Raw genomic sequence first — 22,261 nt, 5'->3', positions numbered from 1 at the left:
GGCGGCGGACCTGCGCTGATCCACGCCGCCGGACGGCCCTGCGCTGCTGTCGCCGTCACCCGCCGCAGGGATCAAGCCTGACCGCCCGGAGTGGGCGGGCTCCCCGGAAACCCCCACTGCGAGTCCGGCGGCGTCTTCGGACGCGACAAGGCGGCGCAGAGCTAGCAGCAGCTCCCCCCGCCCAGCCCCGACGTCGACCACGTCCAGCCGTGGTGGGTGGCCCAGGGCAGAGTCCACCTCCGCGACAAGGCGCAGGAGGGCGGCGGCGAAGGCGGGAGAGGCGTGCACGCTGGTCCGGAAGTGGTCGGCCGGGCCGGCGCCGGTCACGAAGAAACCGTCCGGCCCGTAGAGGGCCTGGCTCATCGCATCCCGCCACGGGATCGGCATCAGCTCGTGCGGGGTGCGAGAGGCATCACCGTGCCGACCCTACGGCCACCGGCCCGGTGACGACTCCCGATCCCCGCCGCCGGACGTGGCGGGTTCACGCGCGGAAGTAGTGGCCCTCGTCGAGGTCGGCGATCAGGCCGGGGTGGGTCGGTGCCCAGCCCAGCAGTTCGCGGGTGACGGTGGACGAGGTCGGGTTGTCCATCTGGGCGAACCTCTCGAGGAATCCGAAGTACGCGCCCGCCTCGTCGGGACCGATGCTCCGGACCGGGATGTCGAGGTTACGGCCGATCGCCTCGGCGATCTGCCGGAACGGAACTCCTTCGTCGGCGGCACCGTGCAGCCGTACGCCGGCCGGCGCCTTCTCCAGGGCGAGTCGGTACAGCACGGCCGCGTCCAGCGTGTGGACGGCCGGCCACCGGTTGGCGCCCTCGCCGACGTACGCGGCGTACCCGTGTCGTCGGGCACTCGCGATGATGACGCTGACGAACCCGTAGTGGTCGAGTGAGCTGTGCACGGTGGGCGCGAGGCGGACGACGGAGGAGCGCACCCCGCGGGAGGCGAAGCCGGCCACCAGGTTCTCCGCGTCGATCCGGTAGCCGCCGCCGGGGAAGGTGTCCCGCTCGGTCCCGGCGCGTCCGACGATGCCGCCCATCGCGAGCATGGCCGTCCCACCCGTGCCCACCAGGGGCTTGCCGGAGTCGGCCACGCCGTCGGCCAGTGCCTTGAGGGCGTCCAGGTCGACCGAGGCGGCGCCGGCGAGGTCGCCGTTGAGCATGAGGTCGTGGCGGAACGCGAGGTGGATCACCCCGTCGGAGGCGGCCGCCTCGTCGCGGAGCACGTCGAGGTCGGACAGGTCGCCGCGGCGGACCTCGCCGCCGAGCTTCTCGATCGTGGCGGCGGACGTGTCCGAGCGGGCCAGGCCGACGACGTGGTGTCCGGCGGAGAGCAGTTCCGGCACGACCGCCGAGCCGAGGTGGCCGGAAGCGCCGGTGACGAATACGCGCATGCTTGTTCCTTCGTGAGTGCCGATGTCACCTTGCGACATCACCGTACCTCGCCCGATGTCACCGCGCGACATCATCGCGGAAGGAATGTCGCGATGTGACATCGGATACGATCGGCGCATGGCTCGCTGGCAACCGGACGCGCGCGGCCGCCTGGAGGCGGCCGCCTTCGAGTTGTTTCGCGAGCGCGGCTTCGAGCAGACCACCGTCGCCGACATCGCCGAGCGCGCCGGCCTCGACAAGCGCACGTTCTACCGGCTCTTCGGGGACAAGCGCGAAGCCCTCTTCAGCGGCAGCGGGCACCTGGAGGAGGTGCTGGTCAAGGCGGTCGCAGAGCTGGACGCCGGTCCCTTCGAGGTGGTTGTCGCGGCTTTCCGCCGAGTGGCGAAGGAGATCTTCGCCGACCGGGTGGAACTCGTCCGGGCGCGACAGGCCGTCATCGAGAGCAGCCCGGAATTGCGGGAGCGCGAACTGCGCAAAACGGGTTCGCTGGTAGCCGCGATCACCGCCGCCCTGCGCGCCAAGGGTCTCGACGAGGCCACGGCCATCCTGGCGACCGAGTCGGGTGCCACGGTCTTCCGGGTCGCGTACGCCCGCTGGATCGCGCCGGGCAGCGACGCCCTGCTCAGCGACCTGATCGCCGAGGTGGCCGACGAGCTACGGGCGATCACGGCTCCGTCCGGCTCGCGTCAGCAGATCCTGGACAGTTTCCGTTAGCAGCTAACGGAAACTGTCCAGGATCTGCCTGGTGTCCGGGCGTGGTGAAGGTTTTCACACATGCTTGTCCCGGTTCAGCGGGCCGGGCGCATACTTGCGATCGACCGGTACCCCTTCTCGAGGACTGGATCGTCGTCATGAGCGCACCGTTGCGCCCGCGTCCGGCCGCCCCACGTGGGCCCGCCGGTTCGTGGGATCGCGCCGACACCGGCGCCCGCGCCACCTCCCGCCCGCTCGTCGTCGGTGTCGTCGGCGCGGGCCGCGTCGGGGCGGTCCTGGGCGCGGCGCTCGCCGCCGCCGGGCACCACGTGGCCGCTGTCGCCGGTGACTCCGGGGCCAGCCGCGCCCGTCTCGCCCTGCTGCTGCCCGACGTGCCTCGCCTGCCGGTCACCGCGGTCGCCCACGCCGCCACCGACCTGCTGCTGATCGCGGTGCCGGACGACGCGCTCGCCGGGGTGGTCGCCGACCTCGCCGCGCGGGGTGCCCTGCGCCCGGGTCAGGTGATCGCGCACACCTCCGGCGCGCACGGTCTGGCCGTGTTGACGCCGGCCGCCGCGCTCGGTGTCCGGCCGCTGGCCCTGCACCCCGCCATGACCTTCACCGGTACGCCGGACGACCTGGCCCGCCTGGACGGCATCTCGTACGGGGTGACGGCCCCGGCGGAGCTGCGCGCGCTGGCCGCCCGGCTCGTCACCGACCTCGGCGGCGTGCCGGAGTGGGTGGCCGAGGCGGACCGCCCGCTGTACCACGCGGCGCTCGCCCACGGCGCTAACCACCTGGTCACCCTGGTGAACGAGGCGACCGACCGGCTGCGCGACGCCGGGGTGGCCCGCCCGGAGAAGGTGCTCGCCCCGCTGCTGCGCGCCGCCCTGGAGAACGCGTTGCGCCTCGGCGACGATGCGCTGACCGGTCCGGTGTCGCGGGGCGACGCGGGCACGGTCGAGCGGCACCTGGCCCGGCTGGCCGCCACCGCGCCGGAGTCGGTACCCGCCTATCTGGCGCTGGCCCGGCGTACGGCCGATCGGGCGATCGCCGCCGGCCGGCTGCGACCGGTGGACGCGCAGTCGCTGCTCGGCGTGCTCGCCGGAAGCGATCGGGAGGTGGCGGCATGACGCAGGTGGTGCACACCCGTGCCGAGCTGGACGAGGCGCGGGGTGCGTTGAAGGGCACCGTCGGCGTGGTGATGACCATGGGCGCCCTGCACGAGGGACACGAGACCCTGCTGCGCGCGGCCCGGGAACAGGCCGACCACGTCCTCGTGACGATCTTCGTGAACCCGTTGCAGTTCGGGCCGAACGAGGACTTCGACCGCTATCCGCGCACGCTCGACGCCGACCTGGAGGTGTGCCGGCGGGCCGGTGCCGACCTCGTCTTCGCTCCCTCGGTGACCGACATGTATCCGGACGGTCAGCCCCGGGTACGTCTCGACCCGGGTCCGCTCGGGGCGGAGCTGGAGGGCGCAAGCCGTCCCGGCTTCTTCCACGGCGTCCTCACCGTGGTCCTGAAGCTGCTCCAGCTCACCCGCCCCGACCTGGCGTTCTTCGGTGAGAAGGACTACCAGCAGCTCACTCTGGTGCGGCGGATGACCCGCGACCTGGACGTCCCGGTCGAGGTGATCGGCGTGCCGACCGTGCGGGAGCCGGACGGGTTGGCGCTGTCCAGCCGCAACCGCTACCTGAGCGAGTCCGAGCGCGCGGCGGCGCTGAGCCTGTCCGCCGCGCTGCGGGCGGGGGTCCAGGCCGCCGACGACGGCCTGGACGCGGGCGACGTGCTGTCCGCCGCGCACGCCGCGTTCGGCGGCGGTACGCCGGGGGCGCAGCTCGACTACCTGGTGCTCACCGATCCCGCGCTGGAGCCGGGGCCGGTGTCCGGGCCGGCCCGGCTGGTGATCGCCGCCTGGGTGGGCGCCACCCGGCTCATCGACAACGCGGCGATCCATCTCGCTCCTCGCCCCTGACCTCCGGCCTCACCCCACCACCACCTTTCCGAAAGGCCAGTCCGATGCTGCGGACCATGCTCAAGTCGAAGATCCACCGCGCCACGGTGACCCAGGCCGACCTGCACTACGTGGGTTCGGTGACGGTGGACGAGGACCTGCTCGACGCCGCCGACCTGATCCCCGGCGAGCAGGTCGCGATCGTGGACATCACCAACGGCGCCCGGTTGGAGACGTACGTCATTCCGGGTCGGCGGGGCAGCGGTGTGATCGGCATCAACGGTGCCGCAGCGCACCTCGTGCACCCGGGTGACCTGGTCATCCTCATCTCGTACGGGCAGATGGACGATGCGGAGGCCCGGTCGTACCGGCCACGGGTGGTGCACGTGGACGCCGACAACCGGGTGGTCGAGCTGGGCGTGGACCCCTCCACGGCGGCGCCGGGAACGGCCGGTGACCCGATGCCCAATCCACTCGCGGTGTCCGGAGTCTGATCTCGCGCGACGCGATTCCGGTCTGTTACCGGAAGGTCATTTCCGGTTACCCTGGGCACGCTGGCGGAAGCCGGTAGGTGGCTGGGGGAGGCCGCGATGCGTCGTGCCATGACGACCCTGTTCGCCACTGCCGCCACGGCAGTGTTGCTGGTGGGCTGTGCCGGGTCCGGCGGCCTCGACGGTGATCTGACCGATGACTGGGCGGCGCTGCCGGCGGCGACGGCCTTCACTCCGGCCGCCGGGGTGTGCCAGGCCGCCGACTTCATCGAGGTGGTCACGCTGGCCGCCTACCAGCCCATCGACTGTGCCGGCCCGCACCTGGTGGAGACCGTGCATGTGGGGGCGTTCCCGCCCGAGCGCCCCGCCGCGCCGGCCACCGGTTCGGTGGAGCTGCGCGGGGCGTTCGCCGAGTGCGACACCAGGGCCTCCGCGTACGTGGGCGACGACTGGCGGGCCGGCCGGCTGCGGCTGTCGGTGGCGCTGCCCTCCGGGCCGGGCTGGGCGGCCGGCTCCCGCTGGTACCGGTGCGACGTGACCGAACTGACAACTGTCGAGGCGGCGGCCACTGTGGTGGTCCGGTCGGGGAGCCTGCGGAACGCGTTGAAGGGGGCCTCCGGGCTGCGGTTGGGCTGCCAGCAGACCCGCGCCGGGGCGGGACGCGGTGTGCAGACGCTGGTCCCGGTGGAGTGCGGTGGTCGGCACGATGCCGAGTTCGTCGGGGTGTGGCGAGCGCCGGACAAGCCGTACCCGGCCAAGGACGCCGACTGGGCGCCGCTCTACACCGGCTGCCGCAGCGTCCTCGGCCGCTACGTGGGCGTGCCCGACGACTCCGACCTGCGGTTCCGCAGCGGTGTGGTGGTACGTCCGCCGGGTGCGGGGCGTTGGCGGGTCGGCGACCGTGGGGTTCGCTGCTACCTGTGGTTGAGCGACCGTACGGTCACGGCGTCGTTGAAGGGCGCGGGCTCGGCGGGTCTGCCGGTGCGGACGAAGTGAACAAGCTGCTCGTTCCCGGCCGGACGGGGTAGCCCAAACCACTCGTTGAGCCCCCGCCTCCCCCGGCGAGGATCCTTCGGGTTGACTGGTGGGATGGACCTCCCGACGGTCGACCTGCCGGCCCTGCCCCGACTGCTGGCCGCGCCCGAGCCCGGCTGGGTGGAGACCACCGACGTGATCGTGGTGGGGTCCGGGGTGGCCGGACTGACCGCCGCGCTGCACCTGCGTGAGGCGGGCCTGCACGTCACGGTCGTCACCAAGGTCAACATCGATGACGGCTCGACCCGGTGGGCGCAGGGCGGCATCGCCGCGGTGCTCGACCCGGCGGACACCCCGGCGGCGCACGCTCGGGACACCGAGATCGCCGGCGTGGGGCTCTGCGACCCGGCGGCGGTACGGGTCCTCGTCGAGGAGGGGCCGACGCGGCTGCGGGAGCTGATGCGGATCGGCGCCGAGTTCGACCGCCACCCGGACGGCTCGCTGATGCTGACCCGCGAGGGCGGGCACCGGGCGGACCGGATCGTGCACGCCGGCGGCGACGCGACGGGTGCCGAGGTGCAGCGGGCCCTGCACGCGGCGGTGCAGCGCGACCCGTGGATCAGGCTGGTCGAGCACGCCCTCGTGCTGGACCTGCTGCGCGCGCCCGGCGACGGCCCGGACGGCCTCGGCCCGGCGTGCGGGATCACCCTGCACGTGCTCGGTGAGGGCAGCGAGGACGGCGTGGGCGCGCTGCTGGCCCGGGCGGTGGTGCTGGCCACCGGCGGGATGGGGCAGATCTTCGCGGCCACCACCAATCCGGCGGTCTCCACCGGCGACGGCGTGGCGTTGGCGCTGCGGGCCGGCGCGGCGGTGACCGACGTGGAGTTCGTGCAGTTCCACCCGACCGCGCTGATCACCCCGTCCCGTGCCGGGGTGCCCGGCGCCGGGCACGCGCAGCAGCCGCTGGTCTCCGAGGCGCTGCGCGGCGAGGGGGCGTACCTGGTGGACGCCGACGGCAAGCGGTTCATGGTGGGCCAGCACGAGCTGGCCGAGCTGGCCCCCCGGGACGTGGTGGCCAAGGGCATCCACCGGGTGCTGCTGGCCAGCGGCGCGGACCACGTCTTCCTCGACGCCCGGCACCTGGGCGGCGACTTCCTGGCCGCGCGTTTCCCGACCATCGTGGCGTCCTGCCTGGCGATCGGCGTGGACCCGGCGACCGACCTGATCCCGGTGGCGCCGGCCGCCCACTACGCCTCCGGCGGGGTCCGCACCGACCTGCGCGGCCGCACGTCGATCCCCGGTCTGTACGCCTGCGGCGAGGTGGCCTGCACGGGCGTGCACGGCGCGAACCGGCTGGCCAGCAACTCGCTGCTGGAAGGACTGGTGTTCTCCCGGCGCATCGCCGACGACATCGTGGCCGGCCTGCCCGAGCAGGCCCAACCGGCCGACGTCGGCGCCTGGCGGGGTGGCGCGGGCTGGGTCGTACCGGCCGAGGCGACGTCGACGTTGCAGCGGGCGATGACCCGTGGAGCCGGGGTGCTGCGCTCGGCGGCGACGCTGGCCGAGGCGGCCGGGACGCTGACCGAGGTGGGTGCCGCCCGGGGTCGACCCCGGACCGCCGACTGGGAGGCGACGAACCTGCTCACGGTGGCGGCGACGCTCGTCGGGGCGGCCTACGCGCGGGGCGAGACGCGGGGTTGCCACTGGCGGGAGGACTTCCCGACGGCGGACGAGCGGTGGCGGGGCCACCTCGTCGGTTCGGTCGGGACGCAGGGTCGGATGACGCAGCAGTGGGAGGGGAGCGACCAGTGAGCGCGAGGAGTGAGCCGGTTCTGCGAGCCCCGCAGTCGCGAACGGAGATGATGATGATGACGGAGTCGACGCGGGCGGCGCTGCGAGCGGCCGGACTGGACCCGGAGCAGGTACGCCGGGTGGTGGAGAACGCGCTGGTCGAGGATCTGGGGCCGGAGTTCCTGGATGTCACCAGCGTGGCGACCATCCCGGCCGAGCAGACCGACACCGCCGATCTGATCGCCCGGGCGGACGGCGTGGTGGCTGGGCTGGCGGTGGCTGCCGCGGTGTTCGAGCTGGTGGGCGAGGTGACGGACTTCGGTCGTACCGTCGAGATGTCGGTGTCGGTCCAGGACGGCGAGCGGGTGGCCCGCGGCGACGTGCTGGCAACGGTGGCCGGCCCGACCCGGTTGCTGCTGACGGCCGAGCGGACGGCGCTCAACCTGCTCTGCCGGATGTCCGGGGTGGCCACCCACACCCGGGCCTGGGCGGACGCCCTGGCCGGCACGAAGGCGATGGTGCTGGACACCCGCAAGACGACGCCGGGCCTGCGGGCGCTGGAGAAGTACGCGGTCCGGGCCGGCGGCGGTACCAACAAGCGGATGGGCCTCTACGACGTGGCCATGATCAAGGACAACCACAAGCTGGCGGCCGGGGGCATCACTGCGGCGTACCGGCGGGTCCGGGAGTCGTTTCCGGAGGTGCCGGTGCAGGTCGAGGTGACCACCGTCGCCGAGGCCGTGGAGGCGGTGGAGGCCGGGGCGGACTTCCTGCTCTGCGACAACATGACCCCCCAGGTGCTGGCCGAGGCGGTCGCGGCGGTGGGCGACCGGGCGGAGCTGGAGGCGACCGGCGGCCTGACCCTGGAGGTGGCGGCCCGCTACGCGGCCACCGGCGTCGACTTCCTCTCGGTGGGCGCGTTGACGCACTCGTCGCCGATCCTGGACATCGCGCTGGACCTGCGCACCGATTAGTTGTCTAGGCTGCGAGCGTGCTGCTCTGCATCGACATCGGAAACACCAACACCGTGCTGGCGACCTTCGAGGGCGACAAGCTGGTGCACTCCTGGCGGATCAAGACCGACGCCCGTTCGACGGCGGACGAGCTGGGCCTGATGTTCCGGGGTCTGCTCGCCGGGGACAACGTCGAGATCACCGGTGTGGCGGCCTGCTCCACGGTGCCCGCCGCGCTGCGCTCGCTGCGGACCATGCTCGACCGCTACTACGCCGACCTGCCGAGTGTCATCGTCGAGCCCGGCGTGCGCACCGGGGTGCAGTTGGCGATCGACAACCCGAAGGAGGTGGGCGCCGACCGGGTGGTGAACACCCTGGCCGCGTACACGCTCTACGGTGGGCCGTCGATCGTCGTGGACTTCGGCACCACCACCAACTTCGACGTGATCAGCGGTCGCGGCGAGTTCCTCGGCGGCGCGTTCGCGCCGGGCATCGAGATCTCCTTCGACGCGCTCGCGGCCCGGGCCGCCCAGCTGCGCAAGGTCGAGGCCACCAAGCCCCGCTCGGTGATCGGCAAGAACACCGTGGAGTGCCTCCAGGCCGGCCTGTACTTCGGCTTCGCCGGGCAGGTGGACCGGATCGTCGAGCGGATGACCGAGGAACTGGGCGAGGTGCGGGCGGTGATCGCCACCGGCGGCCTCGCCTCCCTGGTGATGAACGAATGCCGCAGCATCACCCACCACGAGCCGATGATCACCCTGATCGGCCTGCGGATGGTCTACGAGCGCAACATCTGACCGGGTCAGAGGCGTCGGGCGCGCAGGACCAACGTCCGGTACGGCAGCTCGACGGTTTCCCGGCCGGCCAGGGCGGGGTGGGTGTCCAGCAGGTCGGCCAGCTCGCGTTCGACCCGCCGCTGGTCGTCGGTCGAGGCGGTGAGCCAGTACGAACGGGTGCGGATCATGCCCAGCACCTCGCCCGGCGTGAGGACCGTCAGGTGTCCGAACTCGCGCGCCTCGACCGCCGTGAACCCGGGACCGAAGTCGGTGTTCTTCTGGACCAGATCGGCCGACTTGTCGTCGAGGTGGGCGATCCTGCCCAGCTCCGCCACCCATTCGACGCTGTCGTCGCGAATGTTCCAGATGGGGGCGAAGATGCCGCCGGGGCGCAGTACCCGGGCGATCTCGGCGTGCGCGGGCTCTCGGTCGAACCAGTGGTACGCCGTCCCGACCAGCACCGCGTCCGCCACGCCGTCGGGCAGTGGCACGGCCTCCGCGCTGCCCGCCAGCGCCGTCGTGCCCGGCGTCGAGACCGCGAGTTGCGTCCGCATCCCCTGATCAGGCTCGACGGGTACGACGTGGAAGCCCAGGGCCTGCACGGCGCGCGTCAGGATGCCGGTTCCCGCGCCCAGGTCGACAACCTGTCCGCCGTCGCCTGGCTCGGCCCGTCCGGCGTCGCTCAGGCCGTCGAGGGCCCAACGAATCGCCTCTTCGGGATAGGTGGGTCGGAACCGGTCGTAATCGCTCGCCGCAGCACCGAAGGACAGGGCGTGAGTGTGATCGACCATGACGGGCAGTATCCGCTAACGGCCCCCGGAACGCTTGAGTACGCTCGGGCCTGACCCCCTGTATCTCCCGTGACGAGGAAGCGTGCCGTGAGCGAGCAGAACGCCGTGCCAGTGGACCCCGCCGATGACCTTCCCGAGCAGATGAAGGTCCGCCGGGAGAAGCGGGACCGGATGCTCGCCGACGGCGTCGAGCCCTACCCGGTCGGGTTCCCCCGGACCACCACGCTGGCCGAGATCCGTACCCGCTACGCCGAGTTGCCCACCGACACCGCCACCGGCGACGAGGTCTCGGTCACCGGCCGGGTGATCTTCGTACGCAACACGGGGAAGCTCTGCTTCGCGACCCTGCGCGACGGCGACGGCACCGAGTTGCAGGCCATGCTGTCCCTCGACAAGGTCGGCGCGGAGCGGTTGGAGGCCTGGAAGCGCCTGGTCGACCTGGGTGACCACGTCGGCGTGACCGGCGAGGTGATCACGAGCCGCCGGGGCGAGCTGTCGGTGCTAGCGCAGCGGTGGGAGATGACCGCCAAGGCGCTGCGGCCGTTACCGGTGGCGCACAAGCCGCTCTCCGAGGAGGCGCGGGTCCGGCAGCGCTACGTGGACCTGGTCGTGCGTCCGCAGGCCCGGCAGATGGTCCGTACCCGCGCGGCGGCGGTACGCAGCCTGCGCGATTCACTGCACGGTCAGGGTTTCATCGAGGTGGAAACTCCGATGCTGCAACTGTTGCACGGTGGCGCGACGGCCCGACCGTTCGTGACCCACAGCAATGCGTTGAGCACCGATCTGTATCTGCGAATCGCTCCGGAACTGTTTCTGAAGCGTGCCGTCGTCGGTGGCGTGGACCGCGTCTTTGAGATCAACCGCAACTTCCGTAATGAGGGTGTCGACTCTTCGCACTCGCCCGAGTTCGCGATGCTGGAGACCTACCAGGCGTACGGGGACTACGACACGATCGGCGAGTTGACCCGCAATCTCGTGCAACAGGCGGCGATCGCGGTGAGCGGCTCGACGGTGGTGACCCACGCCGACGGGCGGGAGTTCGACCTGGGCGGGGAGTGGCGATCGGTGCCCCTGTTCGGGGTCCTTTCCGAGGCGCTCGGCGAGGAGGTCACGGTCCGTACCGAACGTTCCCGGCTGGTCGAGTACGCGGACAAGGTGGGATTGGCCGTGGACCCGAAGTGGGGCCCGGGCAAGCTGGCCGAGGAGCTGTTCGAGGAACTGGTCGTCCCCGGCCTGCAGGCGCCCACCTTCGTACGGGACTACCCGGAGGAGACCAGCCCGCTCACCCGGGCGCACCGCAGCGAGCCGGGGCTTGCCGAGAAGTGGGACCTCTACGTCCTCGGTTTCGAGCTGGGCACCGGGTACTCCGAGCTGGTCGACCCGGTGGTGCAGCGGGAACGGCTGGTCGCCCAGGCGCAGCTCGCCGCCCGTGGTGATGACGAGGCGATGCGTCTCGACGAGGACTTTCTCCGGGCCATGGAGTACGGAATGCCTCCGGCCGGGGGTATGGGAATGGGAATCGACCGCCTCTTGATGGCCCTCACCGGCCTCGGAATTCGGGAAACGATCCTCTTCCCGTTGGTCCGCCCGGAGTAGTCGACCGCCGACTCCCAGCGAGTCGTAACGGCATCCTATTGACGGGGCGAGCAGCACGCGGGCTATTGTGCTCTCATTAGCAGGAGCGCCCTGCTCGAAAGGAATGTGGGACGTGGCCAAGCAGATCATTCACAAGCTGGTCGATGACCTGGACGGCGGGGACGCGGACGAGACCGTCAAGTTCGCGCTCGACGGCGTTCAGTACGAGATCGACCTGTCCGGCGCCAACGCCGCGAAATTGCGCGACGTATTCGCGCCGTACGTCGGAGCCGGCACCAAGGTCGGTCGCGGTGGCGTGGTGATCGGTGGACGGGCTGCTCGCGGTCGCGGCGGCGCCACCGCCGACCGGGAGCAGAACAAGGCGATCCGGGACTGGGCCAAGAAGGCCGGCAAGGACATCTCGGACCGGGGTCGTATTCCGCAGGAGATCGTCGACGAGTTCCACGCCAAGCGCTGATCCGTTCAGCTGACCGGTGGCAGCCGCCACCGCCAGGCGACACCGACGCCGGGCCGGAGCACTCTCCGGGCCGGCGTCGCCGTATTCCCGACCCGTCGGGTCGAATCGGAGCCACGGGCGCGCCCGCGGGCGGGAATGGTGGGCGGCCCGACCGGCGTTGTCCACAGGCGGTGGAGTACCTATCCACAGCCTGTGGACGACCGGCTGGAGGCCTCCGCGTGGACCGTCGGATTTCGCTCTGCGCGTAGCGACGGGGCTACCGGAACACCTCCTGAGCGCGGACGGTTGTGCAAAACGACGTGGAACCGACCCCGACCAGAGAGACACGACCTCAGCTGAGTCGGTCAGCGACGATAGAGTAAGGAGGCACGGACGCCCGTCTTGGACGTTCGTGCACCGGCCCCGCCGAGATCTAGACCATCAAGGCGCACGGCACGTGAGGAGCACGAGGGCATGTTCGAGCGGTTCACCGACCGAGCGCGACGGGTTGTCGTCCTGGCCCAAGAAGAGGCCCGGATGCTCAACCACAACTACATCGGTACGGAGCACATCCTGCTGGGCCTCATCCACGAGGGTGAGGGCGTCGCCGCCAAGGCTCTGGAGAGCCTCGGCATCTCCCTGGAGGGCGTTCGCCAGCAGGTCGAGGAAATCATCGGCCAGGGTCAGCAGGCGCCGAGCGGGCACATCCCGTTCACGCCGCGGGCCAAGAAGGTGCTGGAGCTGTCGCTGCGCGAGGCGCTGCAGCTCGGCCACAACTACATCGGCACGGAGCACATCCTGCTCGGGCTGATCCGCGAGGGTGAGGGCGTCGCCGCCCAGGTGCTGGTCAAGCTCGGCGCCGACCTCAACCGGGTCCGCCAGCAGGTGATCCAGCTCCTCTCCGGTTACCAGGGCAAGGAGCCCGCCGCCGCAGGCGCCGCTCCGGGTGAGGCCGCGCCGTCGACCAGCCTCGTGCTGGACCAGTTCGGCCGCAACCTGACCCAGGCCGCCCGCGAGGGCAAGCTCGACCCGGTCATCGGGCGCGAGAAGGAAATCGAGCGGGTCATGCAGGTGCTCTCCCGCCGTACCAAGAACAACCCGGTCCTGATCGGTGAGCCCGGCGTCGGTAAGACCGCCGTGGTGGAGGGGCTTTCCCAGAAGATCATCAAGGGCGAGGTGCCCGAGACTCTGAAGGACAAGCAGCTCTACACGCTCGATCTGGGTGCGCTGGTCGCCGGATCCCGCTACCGCGGTGACTTCGAGGAGCGCCTCAAGAAGGTGCTCAAGGAGATCCGCACCCGCGGCGACATCATCCTGTTCATCGACGAGATCCACACCCTGGTGGGTGCGGGTGCCGCCGAGGGCGCGATCGACGCCGCGAGCATCCTCAAGCCGATGCTGGCCCGTGGCGAGCTGCAGACCATCGGTGCCACCACGCTCGACGAGTACCGCAAGCACCTGGAGAAGGACGCCGCTCTCGAGCGCCGCTTCCAGCCGATCCAGGTGGGTGAGCCGTCGCTGGCGCACACCATCGAGATCCTCAAGGGCCTGCGTGACCGTTACGAGGCGCACCACCGGGTCTCGATCACGGACGCCGCTCTCGTGGCCGCCGCGACCCTGGCCGACAGGTACATCTCCGACCGCTTCCTGCCGGACAAGGCGATCGACCTGATCGACGAGGCCGGTGCCCGGATGCGGATCCGTCGGATGACCGCGCCGCCAGACCTGCGTGACTTCGACGAGCGCATCGCCCAGGTGCGTCGCGACAAGGAGTCCGCGATCGACGCGCAGGACTTCGAGCGCGCCGCCCAGCTGCGCGACAAGGAGAAGCAGCTCCTCGGTCAGAAGGCGCAGCGGGAGAAGGAGTGGAAGGCCGGTGACCTGGACGTCGTCAGCGAGGTCGACGACGAGCAGATCGCCGAGGTGCTCGGCAACTGGACCGGCATCCCGGTCTACAAGCTGACCGAGGAGGAGACCTCGCGCCTGCTGCGCATGGAGGACGAGCTGCACAAGCGCGTTATCGGCCAGGAGGACGCGGTCAAGGCGGTCTCGAAGGCGATCCGGCGTACCCGGGCCGGCCTGAAGGACCCGAAGCGCCCCTCGGGCTCGTTCATCTTCGCCGGCCCGTCCGGTGTGGGTAAGACCGAGCTGTCCAAGGCGCTCGCCGAGTTCCTCTTCGGCAGCGAGGACGCCCTCATTCAGCTGGACATGTCCGAGTTCCACGACCGGTACACGGTGTCCCGTCTCGTGGGTGCCCCTCCCGGCTACGTCGGTTACGACGAGGGCGGGCAGCTCACCGAGAAGGTGCGTCGTCGTCCGTTCTCGGTGGTCCTCTTCGACGAGATCGAGAAGGCCCACCCGGACGTGTTCAACACGCTCCTGCAGATTCTGGAGGACGGTCGGCTCACCGACGGTCAGGGTCGGATCGTGGACTTCAAGAACACGGTCATCATCCTGACCACCAACCTGGGCACCCGTGACGTCGCCAAGGCGGTGTCGCTGGGCTTCCAGCAGTCGGAGGACTCCGAGTCCACCTACGACCGGATGAAGCAGAAGGTCAACGACGAGCTCAAGCAGCACTTCCGGCCTGAGTTCCTCAACCGGATCGACGACACCATCGTCTTCCACCAGCTGCGTCAGACCGAGATCCTCTCGATCGTGGACATCATGATCCAGCGGATCGAAGGCCAGCTGCGCAACAAGGACATGGGTCTGGAGCTGACCGACAACGCCAAGAAGTACCTGGCGGCGAAGGGCTTCGACCCGGTGCTCGGTGCCCGTCCGCTTCGTCGCACGATCCAGCGCGACATCGAGGACAACCTCTCCGAGCGGATCCTGTTCAACGAGCTGACCCCCGGTCAGATCGTGGTGGTGGACTGCGAGGGCGACCCGAACGACATCGAGAAGTCCAAGCTCGTCTTCCGGGGTGCCGAGAAGCCGGTCGAGGTTCCGGACGCCGTTCCGGCCGACCTCGGTGGCACGGCCGCCGGCACCGCGGCAGCGGCGACGGACGAGGTGGCATAACCAGCAGCACAGGGGGCGGGGCTCCGGCGGCGTAAGCCACCGGGGCCCCGCCTCTTTCTGCGCACCGCCCTCAACTCGACGCCGCGCTCAATGCCGCGCCCGAGGTGCCGCGCACAACGCCGCGCCCGAAGTGCCTCGCTCAGTGCCGCGGCGGGCGAGCCGTGCGCGCCCGGGTGCCGGGGTACGGGAGTCGCGACCACCGCTCATCGCCGGGGAGGTACGCCCGGCCGTCCGGCGTGCCGCCGAGGGCGGCCGGACCGCCCACAACACCACCTTTGCTCTGCTTCAGCGGAGGCAACACTCGTGGCGGCTGGGTGTTGCCTCCGCTGAAGCAGAGCAAAGGGCGCGCAGGAGGGTGGTGCACCGCGCCCGCCCCGAGGGTGACGGCCGGTGGAGGCTGAGTGCGGGGGCGGGTTGGTCAGGTGGTCAGGTGGTCAGGTTGGCGGTGGCGGTCGACGGGCCGTCGCCGGCGAGCCGGAACGAGTCGTCGCCGACCGGCTCCACAAGTCCGTCCTGCACGAGGCCGGCCAGCGCCCGTGCGCGCTGCACGGCGTCGGTCCAGACCTGGTCGAGGCGCTGGTGCGGGACCGGCCCGGTGGTCTCCCGGAGCACACCGAGCAGCAGTCCGCGTACCTGCCGGTCGGTGCCCGCGTACCGCTGGGGTCGGCGGGTCGGGCCGGTCGGCGGCTCCTGCCCGGAGGCCCGCCACGCGCAGACCGACTCGACCGGGCAGGCCGTGCAGCGCGGTGAGCGGGCAGTGCAGACCACCGCCCCCAGTTCCATGAACGCGGCGCTGGCGAGCGCGGCAGCGGCGGGTTCCGGCGGCAGCAGCTCTTCGGTGGCGACCAGGTCGGCGGGACGGGTGACCGGTCCGGCGTCCGGCTCACCGGCCACGGCTCGACAGACCACCCGGCGTACGTTCGTGTCGACCACCGGATGCCGTTGCCCGAACGCGAACGCGGCCACCGCGCGGGCCGTGTACGTGCCCACGCCGGGCAGCGCCAGCAGCTGTTCCAGCCGGTCGGGTACCTGACCGCCGTGCCGGTCCACGATGGCTACCGCGCACTCCCGCAGACGGACCGCGCGGCGGGGATAGCCGAGGCGTCCCCACATGCGGATCGCCTCGGCCGGGGTGTCCGCCGCCAGCGCGGCGGGGTCGGGCCAGCGGGCCAGCCAGGCCTGCCAGGCCGGCACCACCCGGACCACCGGCGTCTGCTGGAGCATGACCTCGCTGACCAGGATGGCCCACGGGCTCACGCCGCGTTCCCGCCACGGCAGATCACGGGCGTGCTGCTGGAACCATCGGCTGACCAGGGCGGCGAAATCGGGTTGAGTCATGGCGTCGTCGATGATGTCACGCGGTCCGGTCCCGCAGGTTGGGCGGCTCGGGCGGGGTGTCGCGGTGGCGGTGGGCGGGTCGGGCAGAATGCGCGGATGAACGAGCTCGCGATCACCGTCATCGGTCGGGACCGGCCTGGCATCGTGGCCGACGTCGCCGAGGTGCTGGCCCGGCTGGGCGCGAACCTCACCGACAGCACGATGACCCGACTGCGGGGGCACTTCGCGATGACCCTCATCTGCACGGGACCGGCTGCGGCCGAGGTGGAGGCGGCGTTGGTGCCGCTGGCGGCCGAGGGGCAGCTACTGGCGACCGTACGCGCGGTCACGCCCGACGGTGCGGTGGCACCGGCCGGCGAGCCGTACGTGCTGGCGGTGCACGGGTCGGATCGGATGGGCATTGTGGCGGCGATGACCCGTGTGCTCGTGGACGCCGGCGGGAACGTCACCGACCTGAGCACCCGGTTGGCGGGTTCGCTCTATGTGGTGTTGGCCGAGGTCGAGTTGCCGGCGGGGGTCGTCGAGGCGTTGACCGAACGGCTGCACCGGACGGCCGCCGAGGTGGGGGTCGAGGTCACCCTCCGGCCGGCAGACCCGGATCTGCTGTGAGCGACGAGCAGCGCGGGTCGTACGCCGGTCTGGGGGGTTGGACGCCGGAGGCGCTGGCTGTGGCTGGCGAGGTGCGGGCCGTCGTGTCGGCCCCGCACCCGGTGTTGAGCCGGGCCGGAGGCGATGTCGACCCGACCGCCGAGGAGACCGTCCGGTTGGCCGCCGACCTGGTCGCCACGATGCGGGTCTCGCCGGGCTGCGTGGGTCTGGCGGCACCGCAGGTCGGTGTCGGCGCCCGGGTCTTCGCCGTCGACGTGACAGGCCACCCGAAGGCGGTCACCGTGCACGGCACCTTCGTGCTCTGCAACGCCCGGGTGGTGGAGGCGACCCGATGGAAGCCGGGTCGGGAGGGGTGCATGTCCGTGCCGGACCTGACCGGGGACGTCAAGCGGGCCAGTCGACTGGTGGTGGAGGGTGACCTGCCGGGCACGGGCGCGCCCGTCCGGTTGGTGACGGACGGCTTCGAGGCGCGGGCGTTGCAGCACGAGATCGACCACTGCGAGGGGTTGCTCTTCCTGGATCGGGTGGCCGGCGCGCACGCTGTCTACCAGCGCAAGGTCTACCTCTGACCAGGTGGTCGGGCGCTGGCCTGTCCGTCCTCAATGGAGCTTCGTTGCGCCGCCCGGGTGGCGCTCCGGCGCGTCGTGACCCGTGCGTGGGTGCGGCGCGACTACGGTGGGGGGCATCATGCGTCTGACGGTCGGCCCCCTGCCACCCGCCGTGTACTGGCGGCGTCGCGCCGTCGTACTCGGAGCGGGGCTTCTCTTCCTGATTGTCCTGCTCTACTCCTGCACCGGCTCGGGTCGCTCCGGCGGGCACACGGGGGCGGGGGCGACGTCGACTCCGACGTCGAGCCCGGGGCCGAGTGGTTCGTTGCTGACCCCGCAGACCGGGGCGCCGCCGGCATCCGGCTCCGCGGCGCCGAATGCCACGGACCGGTCCGCCGATCCGAATGCCGCGAATGGCACGACTCCGAGCCCCGAGGTCACCAGCAACGACCCGCCGCCGGGCTCGGCCGCCGGATCGGTCGACGACGGCACCTGCACCGACGCGGAGATCAGCGTGACGTCGGTGGCGCGACCTACTTCGGTCCAGCGTGGCGCGTTGGTGGACCTCCAACTGAAGATCAAGAACACCTCGGACCGTACGTGCAGCCGCGACGTCGGCGCCGACGTCCAGGAGATCTTCATCAAGGCCGGCGCCGAGAAGGTGTGGTCCTCCGACACCTGCGGCAAGGCCAAGGGCTCGGACGTGCAGTCGTTCACGCCCAATTTCGAGCGCTCCTACCAGGTGGGCTGGAACGGGCGGGACGCCACGCGCTGCGATGACGCGGGGCTGGCCGCCGGCCCGTTCCCGCCGGCCGGCACGTACCAGGTGTTCGCGCGGGTCGGCACCAAGTACAGCGCACCCGTGAAGATCACCGTCACCGGCTGAGCCGGATCAGACGTACCGCTCCAGGATGGAAGCCTCCGCGAGCCGGGACAGGCCCTCGCGGACGCCCCGGGCACGGGCGTCGCCCACGCCCTCGACAGCCTGAAGGTCCTCGACGGTCGCACCCAGCAGCCGCTGGAGGCTGCCGAAGTGCAGCACGAGGCGATCGACAACGGCCACCGGCAGGCGCGGCACCTTGGCCAGCAGCCGGAAGCCACGCGGGCTGACGGCGGCGTCCAGCGCGTCGGACGCGGCCGGGTAGCCGATCGCCTTGGCCACCGACACCAGGTCGATCAACTCGGTGGCACCGAGCAGGTCAAGCTCGACCAGCGCCTCGTCCAGGGTGCGGGACTTGCGGCCGACGGGCAGGTAGTCCCGGATGACGAGCGTGCGGTCGGCGTCGACGCCGGCCATCAGCTCGTCGAGTTGGAGGGCGAGCAGTCGACCGTCGGTGCCCAGCTCGACGACGTAGCCGGCGATCTCGTCGGCGATCCGGCGGACCATCTCCAGCCGCTGCACCACGGCCACCGCGTCCCGCACGGTGACCAGGTCTTCGATCTCGAGCGCGGAGAGCGTGCCGGAGACCTCGTCCAGCCGGAGCTTGTAACGCTCGAGGGTGGCCAGCGCCTGGTTGGCCCGGGAGAGGATCGCCGCCGAGTCGTCGAGGACGTGCCGCTGGCCGTTGACGTAGAGGCTGATGATCCGCATCGACTGGCTGACCGAGATCACCGGGTAGCCGGTCTGCCGGGCGACCCGCTCGGCGGTGCGGTGCCGGGTGCCCGACTCCTCAGTCGGAATGGACGGGTCGGGCATCAGGTGGACGGCGGCCCGGACGATGCGGGTGCCGTCGCTGGACAGCACCACGGCGCCGTCCATCTTGCACAGCTCCCGGACCCGGGTCGCGGAGAACTCGACGTCCAGCGGGAAGCCGCCGGTGCAGAGACCCTCGACGACCTTGTCGTAACCGAGCACGATGAGCGCGCCGGTGCGACCCCGCAGGATGCGCTCCAATCCGTCGCGCAGCGCGGTGCCGGGCGCCATCAGGGCGAGATTCGCCCGCAGCGGATCGCCGGCGCCCCCGGCAGCGGCGGTCACGCTCACGCTGATCGGGCGGGCCGGCGAGCCCACGGCGCCGGTGCGGGCCTGGGGCGGCGCTCCGGCAGGCTTGGTGGTATCGCGGTCGATCGGCACGGGCACAGTCTACGGACTGCCGTGCGGTGGGTGCTGTCGTGGTTACTGTGATGTGTCACGATGCCGCCCTTCGAACCGTTCCCACTTGCGCCGATGCTGTCCGGTATCGCCGTTGGCGTCGGCACGCTGAGTCACTCGGCGGACGCGCGGGCCGCGTGTTGCAGGGCCGAACGGACATCAGTGACCTCGGTCACCCGCATCTGCTCGGGACCGGCGCCGGTGCTGGTCGGGCCGCAGCCGGGCGGAACAAGCGCCACCTTGAAGCCCAGGCGGGCGGCCTCGGCCAGTCGGCGCGGCACCGCACCGACCCGGCGGACCTCGCCGGTCAGCCCCACCTCGCCGATGGCCACGAGGTGTGGCGCGATCGCGAGGTTGAGCCCACCGGAGGCGACCGCCAGCGCGACGGCCAGATCGGCGGCCGGCTCCACCACCCGGATGCCGCCCACGGTGGCTGCGAACACCTCCCGGTCGTGCAGGGTCAACCGCTCGGTCCGCCGTTGCAGGACCGCGAGCACCATGGCCAGGCGGGCCGAGTCGAGGCCCGAGACCGTACGGCGGGGAGAGCCGGCGACCGTCGCGCCGATCAGGGCCTGCACCTCGGTGACCAGGGCCCGTCGTCCCTCCATCGCCACGGTCACACAGGTGCCGGGCACCGGTTCCGAGTAGCGGGTGAGGAACAGCCCGGACGGGTCGGCAAGGCTGCTGATGCCGCCCTCGTGCATCTCGAAGCAGCCGACCTCGTCGGCCGCCCCGAACCGGTTCTTGACGCCGCGCACGAGGCGTAGCGAGGAGTGCTTGTCGCCCTCGAAGTGCAGCACCACGTCGACCAGGTGCTCCAGCACGCGCGGCCCGGCCACCTGACCGTCCTTGGTGACGTGCCCGACAAGCACTGTCGCGATGCCCCGCTCCTTGGCGACCGAGACCAGTGCGGCGGTGACCGCACGCACCTGGGTCACGCCGCCCGGCACGCCCTCGGTGCCGGTGGTCGAAATGGTCTGCACCGAGTCGAGCACCAGCAGGCCCGGCTTGACGGCGTCGAGGTGCCCGAGCACCGACGCCAGGTCGCTCTCGGCCGCCAGGTAGAGCTGGTCGTGCAGGGTGCCCATCCGCTCGGCGCGCAGCCGGACCTGACTGACCGACTCCTCGCCGCTGACCACCAGGGAAGGGCTGCCGGCATTCACCGCCCACTGCTGCGCCACGTCCAGCAGGAGGGTCGACTTGCCCACGCCGGGCTCGCCGGCGAGCAGCACCACCGCGCCGGGCACCAGGCCGCCGCCGAGCACCCGGTCCAGCTCGCTCACCCCGGTCGGCCGGGCGCGGGCCGGAGCCGCGCTGATGGTGGCGATCGGACGCGCCGGCTCGCTCGGCAGTCGTGAGCTGACCACCCGACCGGAGACGGTCGGCCCGGTCACCGTCGACTCCACCACCGAGCCCCACTCGCCGCACTCCGGGCAGCGACCCACCCACTTTGGCGGTTGGTGCCCGCAGGCGTCGCACTCGTACGCCGGGCGCGGTTCGCGGGTCGCGGACCGGGCGCGGGGGGCGCCGGCCGCACCGCCACGGCCAGAGGTCGATCGGGAGGTGGTCACATCAGGACGCTAGCCCTCTCGTACGACGAAAACACCCCGGCGTGGTGTTCCCACGCCGGGGTGTCCGGTACTCAAGATCGGGGTCACTCGTGGGTGGTGCCGCCCTCGTTGCCCTCGTAGCCGCCCTCGCGCTCGATGATCGGCGAGACGCGGGCCGCCGGGGTGAGCGGCACCGCGATCGGCGCGGGACCGGAGACGGTGTTGCCGTTACCGAAGTCGAAGGTCACGACGACGCTCTGACCGGAGCGCAGCGCCTCGGTCAGGCCGACCAGCCGCAGCTGCGAGGTGGCCTCCGAGTTGAGCTGGAGGTAGCTCAGCGGGGCGAGCTCGATGCGGGCCGGCTGACCCGGCGCGGCCGGGCTGGCCGAACCCGACGCCCGCGCCGACTCCGGAGCGGACGGGGTCGCCGACGACGAACCGGTCTCGGAGGGGGTGGCCGACGGGCTGGCCGAACCGGACGGGCTGGCCGAACCCGACGGGCTGGCAGAGGCCGACTCGGAGGCCGACTCCGAGGCGGACGGCGTCGCGCTCGCCGAACCACCCGAGATCAGCACCTCGCGGGCGCTCTGGGTGGTGACGGTGACCGTCACGGTGCTCTTGGAGTCGTTGTAGATCACCGCGTTGAGCGGGGCGTCCTGCCCGGCCCGGTAACCCTCGGTGCCGGGGTAGGTCACCAGCAGACCGCGCACCGAGTACGCGCCGTTGGGGGTCGTGAGGTTGACGCCCTGGACCGACGGCTCCTTCTCGGCGGTCTCGGCGACCTGACCGGCGCCGCAGCCGGACGCCAGCAGGCTGGTGGCCGCCGCGATCCCGGACAGCACCAGGGCCGCCCGCCGAGATCGGTTGATCGAGCGCGTCACGTCGGTCCTCCTCGTTACGATCCCCACCCGGGCGCACGCCGGGCGAGGCGGCCATACCCGCGCAGACCGCGCTCCAGGGTAGTTGGAGCTGATCGAGGCCCGCACGGGGACCCGGTATTGCCACCCCTCCCGGGTGCCCTCACACGACTCGACCGCTCGCCACCAGCAGCACGACGTCGATGAGAGCCACCAGCATCACCGCCCGGAAGGCAGCCACCGGCCGCCGGCCCGCCCGGGCCGCCGAGCGTTCGGCGTACCAGCTCAGCGGTGGCACGACCGCGGCCGTGGCGACCGCCGCGAGCCCGAGGGCCGACGGCCGTCCGGGCGGCCCCAGGACCAGGACGGCGGTCGCGGCGAGGAGCAGCC

General features: G+C 71.7%; 20 protein-coding genes and 2 pseudogenes. 14 read left to right on the top strand and 8 right to left on the bottom strand.

Annotation, left to right across the window (positions count from 1 at the left end):
- Both ABZV06_RS30495 and ABZV06_RS30490 read right to left on the bottom strand, forming a co-directional pair.
- Window positions 1–387, bottom strand: a pseudogene (locus ABZV06_RS30495) (hypothetical protein); the annotation flags it as partial.
- Window positions 388–481: 94 nt separating this feature from the next.
- A complete protein-coding gene (locus ABZV06_RS30490; protein WP_355625676.1) occupies window positions 482–1,393 on the bottom strand; it encodes an SDR family oxidoreductase in 912 nt (303 codons plus the stop codon).
- Window positions 1,394–1,511: 118 nt separating this feature from the next.
- On the opposite strand from ABZV06_RS30490, the gene ABZV06_RS30485 reads away from it, so the two are divergent.
- From ABZV06_RS30485 to ABZV06_RS30450, 8 genes are all read left to right on the top strand, one after another.
- Window positions 1,512–2,108, top strand: a complete 597-nt coding sequence (locus ABZV06_RS30485) for a TetR family transcriptional regulator (RefSeq protein WP_355625674.1) — start codon at window positions 1,512–1,514, stop codon at window positions 2,106–2,108.
- Window positions 2,109–2,245: 137 nt separating this feature from the next.
- Window positions 2,246–3,220, top strand: coding sequence for a Rossmann-like and DUF2520 domain-containing protein (locus tag ABZV06_RS30480; RefSeq protein WP_355625672.1), 975 nt, complete (start codon window positions 2,246–2,248; stop codon window positions 3,218–3,220).
- Window positions 3,217–4,065, top strand: a complete 849-nt coding sequence (gene panC / locus ABZV06_RS30475) for a pantoate--beta-alanine ligase (RefSeq protein WP_355238489.1) — start codon at window positions 3,217–3,219, stop codon at window positions 4,063–4,065. Before ABZV06_RS30480 ends, panC begins: the two co-directional genes overlap by 4 nt.
- Before the next feature lie 44 nt (window positions 4,066–4,109).
- Window positions 4,110–4,538, top strand: coding sequence for an aspartate 1-decarboxylase (gene panD, locus ABZV06_RS30470; RefSeq protein WP_355238486.1), 429 nt, complete (start codon window positions 4,110–4,112; stop codon window positions 4,536–4,538).
- A 96-nt stretch (window positions 4,539–4,634) separates the two neighbouring features.
- Window positions 4,635–5,531 carry a septum formation family protein gene (locus ABZV06_RS30465; RefSeq protein WP_355238483.1) on the top strand — a complete coding sequence of 299 codons (897 nt, stop codon included), beginning with the start codon at window positions 4,635–4,637 and terminating at the stop codon, window positions 5,529–5,531.
- A gap of 93 nt (window positions 5,532–5,624) precedes the next feature.
- The gene (locus ABZV06_RS30460; protein ID WP_355625670.1) at window positions 5,625–7,322 is read left to right on the top strand and encodes an L-aspartate oxidase; all 1,698 of its coding nucleotides are present in this window, start codon (window positions 5,625–5,627) and stop codon (window positions 7,320–7,322) included.
- Window positions 7,323–7,378: 56 nt separating this feature from the next.
- Window positions 7,379–8,275 carry a carboxylating nicotinate-nucleotide diphosphorylase gene (gene nadC / locus ABZV06_RS30455; protein WP_355625668.1) on the top strand — a complete coding sequence of 299 codons (897 nt, stop codon included), beginning with the start codon at window positions 7,379–7,381 and terminating at the stop codon, window positions 8,273–8,275.
- Between the two features lie 17 nt (window positions 8,276–8,292).
- Complete coding sequence (locus ABZV06_RS30450) at window positions 8,293–9,051, top strand: type III pantothenate kinase (protein ID WP_355238474.1); 759 nt, start codon at window positions 8,293–8,295, stop codon at window positions 9,049–9,051.
- A gap of 5 nt (window positions 9,052–9,056) precedes the next feature.
- Here ABZV06_RS30450 and ABZV06_RS30445 read toward each other — a convergent pair whose 3' ends face one another.
- The gene (locus ABZV06_RS30445) at window positions 9,057–9,821 is read right to left on the bottom strand and encodes a class I SAM-dependent methyltransferase (protein WP_355625666.1); all 765 of its coding nucleotides are present in this window, start codon (window positions 9,819–9,821) and stop codon (window positions 9,057–9,059) included.
- An 87-nt stretch (window positions 9,822–9,908) separates the two neighbouring features.
- Between ABZV06_RS30445 and lysS the strand changes: the two genes are divergently transcribed.
- The 3 genes from lysS (at window position 9,909) to ABZV06_RS30430 (ending at window position 14,877) form a co-directional block, all read left to right on the top strand.
- A complete protein-coding gene (gene lysS / locus ABZV06_RS30440) occupies window positions 9,909–11,417 on the top strand; it encodes a lysine--tRNA ligase (RefSeq protein ID WP_355625664.1) in 1,509 nt (502 codons plus the stop codon).
- Window positions 11,418–11,529: 112 nt separating this feature from the next.
- Window positions 11,530–11,874, top strand: coding sequence for an Lsr2 family protein (locus tag ABZV06_RS30435; protein WP_355051005.1), 345 nt, complete (start codon window positions 11,530–11,532; stop codon window positions 11,872–11,874).
- A 453-nt stretch (window positions 11,875–12,327) separates the two neighbouring features.
- Window positions 12,328–14,877 carry an ATP-dependent Clp protease ATP-binding subunit gene (locus ABZV06_RS30430; protein WP_355238464.1) on the top strand — a complete coding sequence of 850 codons (2,550 nt, stop codon included), beginning with the start codon at window positions 12,328–12,330 and terminating at the stop codon, window positions 14,875–14,877.
- Window positions 14,878–15,303: 426 nt separating this feature from the next.
- Here the strand turns inward: ABZV06_RS30430 and ABZV06_RS30425 are convergent, their stop codons facing one another.
- Window positions 15,304–16,215 carry an A/G-specific adenine glycosylase gene (locus ABZV06_RS30425; RefSeq protein WP_355625662.1) on the bottom strand — a complete coding sequence of 304 codons (912 nt, stop codon included), beginning with the start codon at window positions 16,213–16,215 and terminating at the stop codon, window positions 15,304–15,306.
- Window positions 16,216–16,311: 96 nt separating this feature from the next.
- Between ABZV06_RS30425 and ABZV06_RS30420 the strand changes: the two genes are divergently transcribed.
- From ABZV06_RS30420 to ABZV06_RS30410, 3 genes are all read left to right on the top strand, one after another.
- A complete protein-coding gene (locus ABZV06_RS30420) occupies window positions 16,312–16,824 on the top strand; it encodes an ACT domain-containing protein (protein WP_355238458.1) in 513 nt (170 codons plus the stop codon).
- Window positions 16,821–17,393, top strand: a complete 573-nt coding sequence (locus tag ABZV06_RS30415; protein ID WP_355238455.1) for a peptide deformylase — start codon at window positions 16,821–16,823, stop codon at window positions 17,391–17,393. The genes ABZV06_RS30420 and ABZV06_RS30415 overlap by 4 nt, the downstream gene beginning before the upstream one ends.
- A 118-nt stretch (window positions 17,394–17,511) precedes the next feature.
- Complete coding sequence (locus tag ABZV06_RS30410) at window positions 17,512–18,258, top strand: hypothetical protein (protein ID WP_355238452.1); 747 nt, start codon at window positions 17,512–17,514, stop codon at window positions 18,256–18,258.
- Between the two features lie 6 nt (window positions 18,259–18,264).
- On the opposite strand, the gene disA is transcribed toward ABZV06_RS30410, so the two are convergent.
- The 4 genes and pseudogenes from disA to ABZV06_RS30390 all read right to left on the bottom strand — a co-directional run.
- The gene (gene disA, locus ABZV06_RS30405) at window positions 18,265–19,446 is read right to left on the bottom strand and encodes a DNA integrity scanning diadenylate cyclase DisA (protein ID WP_355238449.1); all 1,182 of its coding nucleotides are present in this window, start codon (window positions 19,444–19,446) and stop codon (window positions 18,265–18,267) included.
- Between the two features lie 131 nt (window positions 19,447–19,577).
- Window positions 19,578–21,035, bottom strand: coding sequence for a DNA repair protein RadA (gene radA / locus ABZV06_RS30400; protein ID WP_355238446.1), 1,458 nt, complete (start codon window positions 21,033–21,035; stop codon window positions 19,578–19,580).
- A gap of 83 nt (window positions 21,036–21,118) precedes the next feature.
- Window positions 21,119–21,895 carry a hypothetical protein gene (locus tag ABZV06_RS30395; RefSeq protein ID WP_355238443.1) on the bottom strand — a complete coding sequence of 259 codons (777 nt, stop codon included), beginning with the start codon at window positions 21,893–21,895 and terminating at the stop codon, window positions 21,119–21,121.
- Window positions 21,896–22,034: 139 nt separating this feature from the next.
- A pseudogene (locus ABZV06_RS30390) lies at window positions 22,035–22,261 on the bottom strand (hypothetical protein); the annotation flags it as partial.

It is taken from the genome of Micromonospora sp. NPDC005172 (genome assembly GCF_040608555.1).
Lineage (GTDB): Bacteria > Actinomycetota > Actinomycetes > Mycobacteriales > Micromonosporaceae > Micromonospora.
Note: the sequence above shows the minus strand (reverse complement) of the source record. Positions and strands in the feature narration are given on the sequence as shown.

Coding starts and splice junctions, on each gene's coding strand:
- ABZV06_RS30490 (WP_355625676.1), bottom strand. CDS start 1,393: ATGCGCGTATTCGTCACCGGCGCTTCCGGCCACCTCGGCTCGGCGGTC.
- ABZV06_RS30485 (WP_355625674.1), top strand. CDS start 1,512: ATGGCTCGCTGGCAACCGGACGCGCGCGGCCGCCTGGAGGCGGCCGCC.
- ABZV06_RS30480 (WP_355625672.1), top strand. CDS start 2,246: ATGAGCGCACCGTTGCGCCCGCGTCCGGCCGCCCCACGTGGGCCCGCC.
- panC (WP_355238489.1), top strand. CDS start 3,217: ATGACGCAGGTGGTGCACACCCGTGCCGAGCTGGACGAGGCGCGGGGT.
- panD (WP_355238486.1), top strand. CDS start 4,110: ATGCTGCGGACCATGCTCAAGTCGAAGATCCACCGCGCCACGGTGACC.
- ABZV06_RS30465 (WP_355238483.1), top strand. CDS start 4,635: ATGCGTCGTGCCATGACGACCCTGTTCGCCACTGCCGCCACGGCAGTG.
- ABZV06_RS30460 (WP_355625670.1), top strand. CDS start 5,625: ATGGACCTCCCGACGGTCGACCTGCCGGCCCTGCCCCGACTGCTGGCC.
- nadC (WP_355625668.1), top strand. CDS start 7,379: ATGACGGAGTCGACGCGGGCGGCGCTGCGAGCGGCCGGACTGGACCCG.
- ABZV06_RS30445 (WP_355625666.1), bottom strand. CDS start 9,821: ATGGTCGATCACACTCACGCCCTGTCCTTCGGTGCTGCGGCGAGCGAT.
- ABZV06_RS30430 (WP_355238464.1), top strand. CDS start 12,328: ATGTTCGAGCGGTTCACCGACCGAGCGCGACGGGTTGTCGTCCTGGCC.
- ABZV06_RS30425 (WP_355625662.1), bottom strand. CDS start 16,215: ATGACTCAACCCGATTTCGCCGCCCTGGTCAGCCGATGGTTCCAGCAG.
- ABZV06_RS30420 (WP_355238458.1), top strand. CDS start 16,312: ATGAACGAGCTCGCGATCACCGTCATCGGTCGGGACCGGCCTGGCATC.
- ABZV06_RS30410 (WP_355238452.1), top strand. CDS start 17,512: ATGCGTCTGACGGTCGGCCCCCTGCCACCCGCCGTGTACTGGCGGCGT.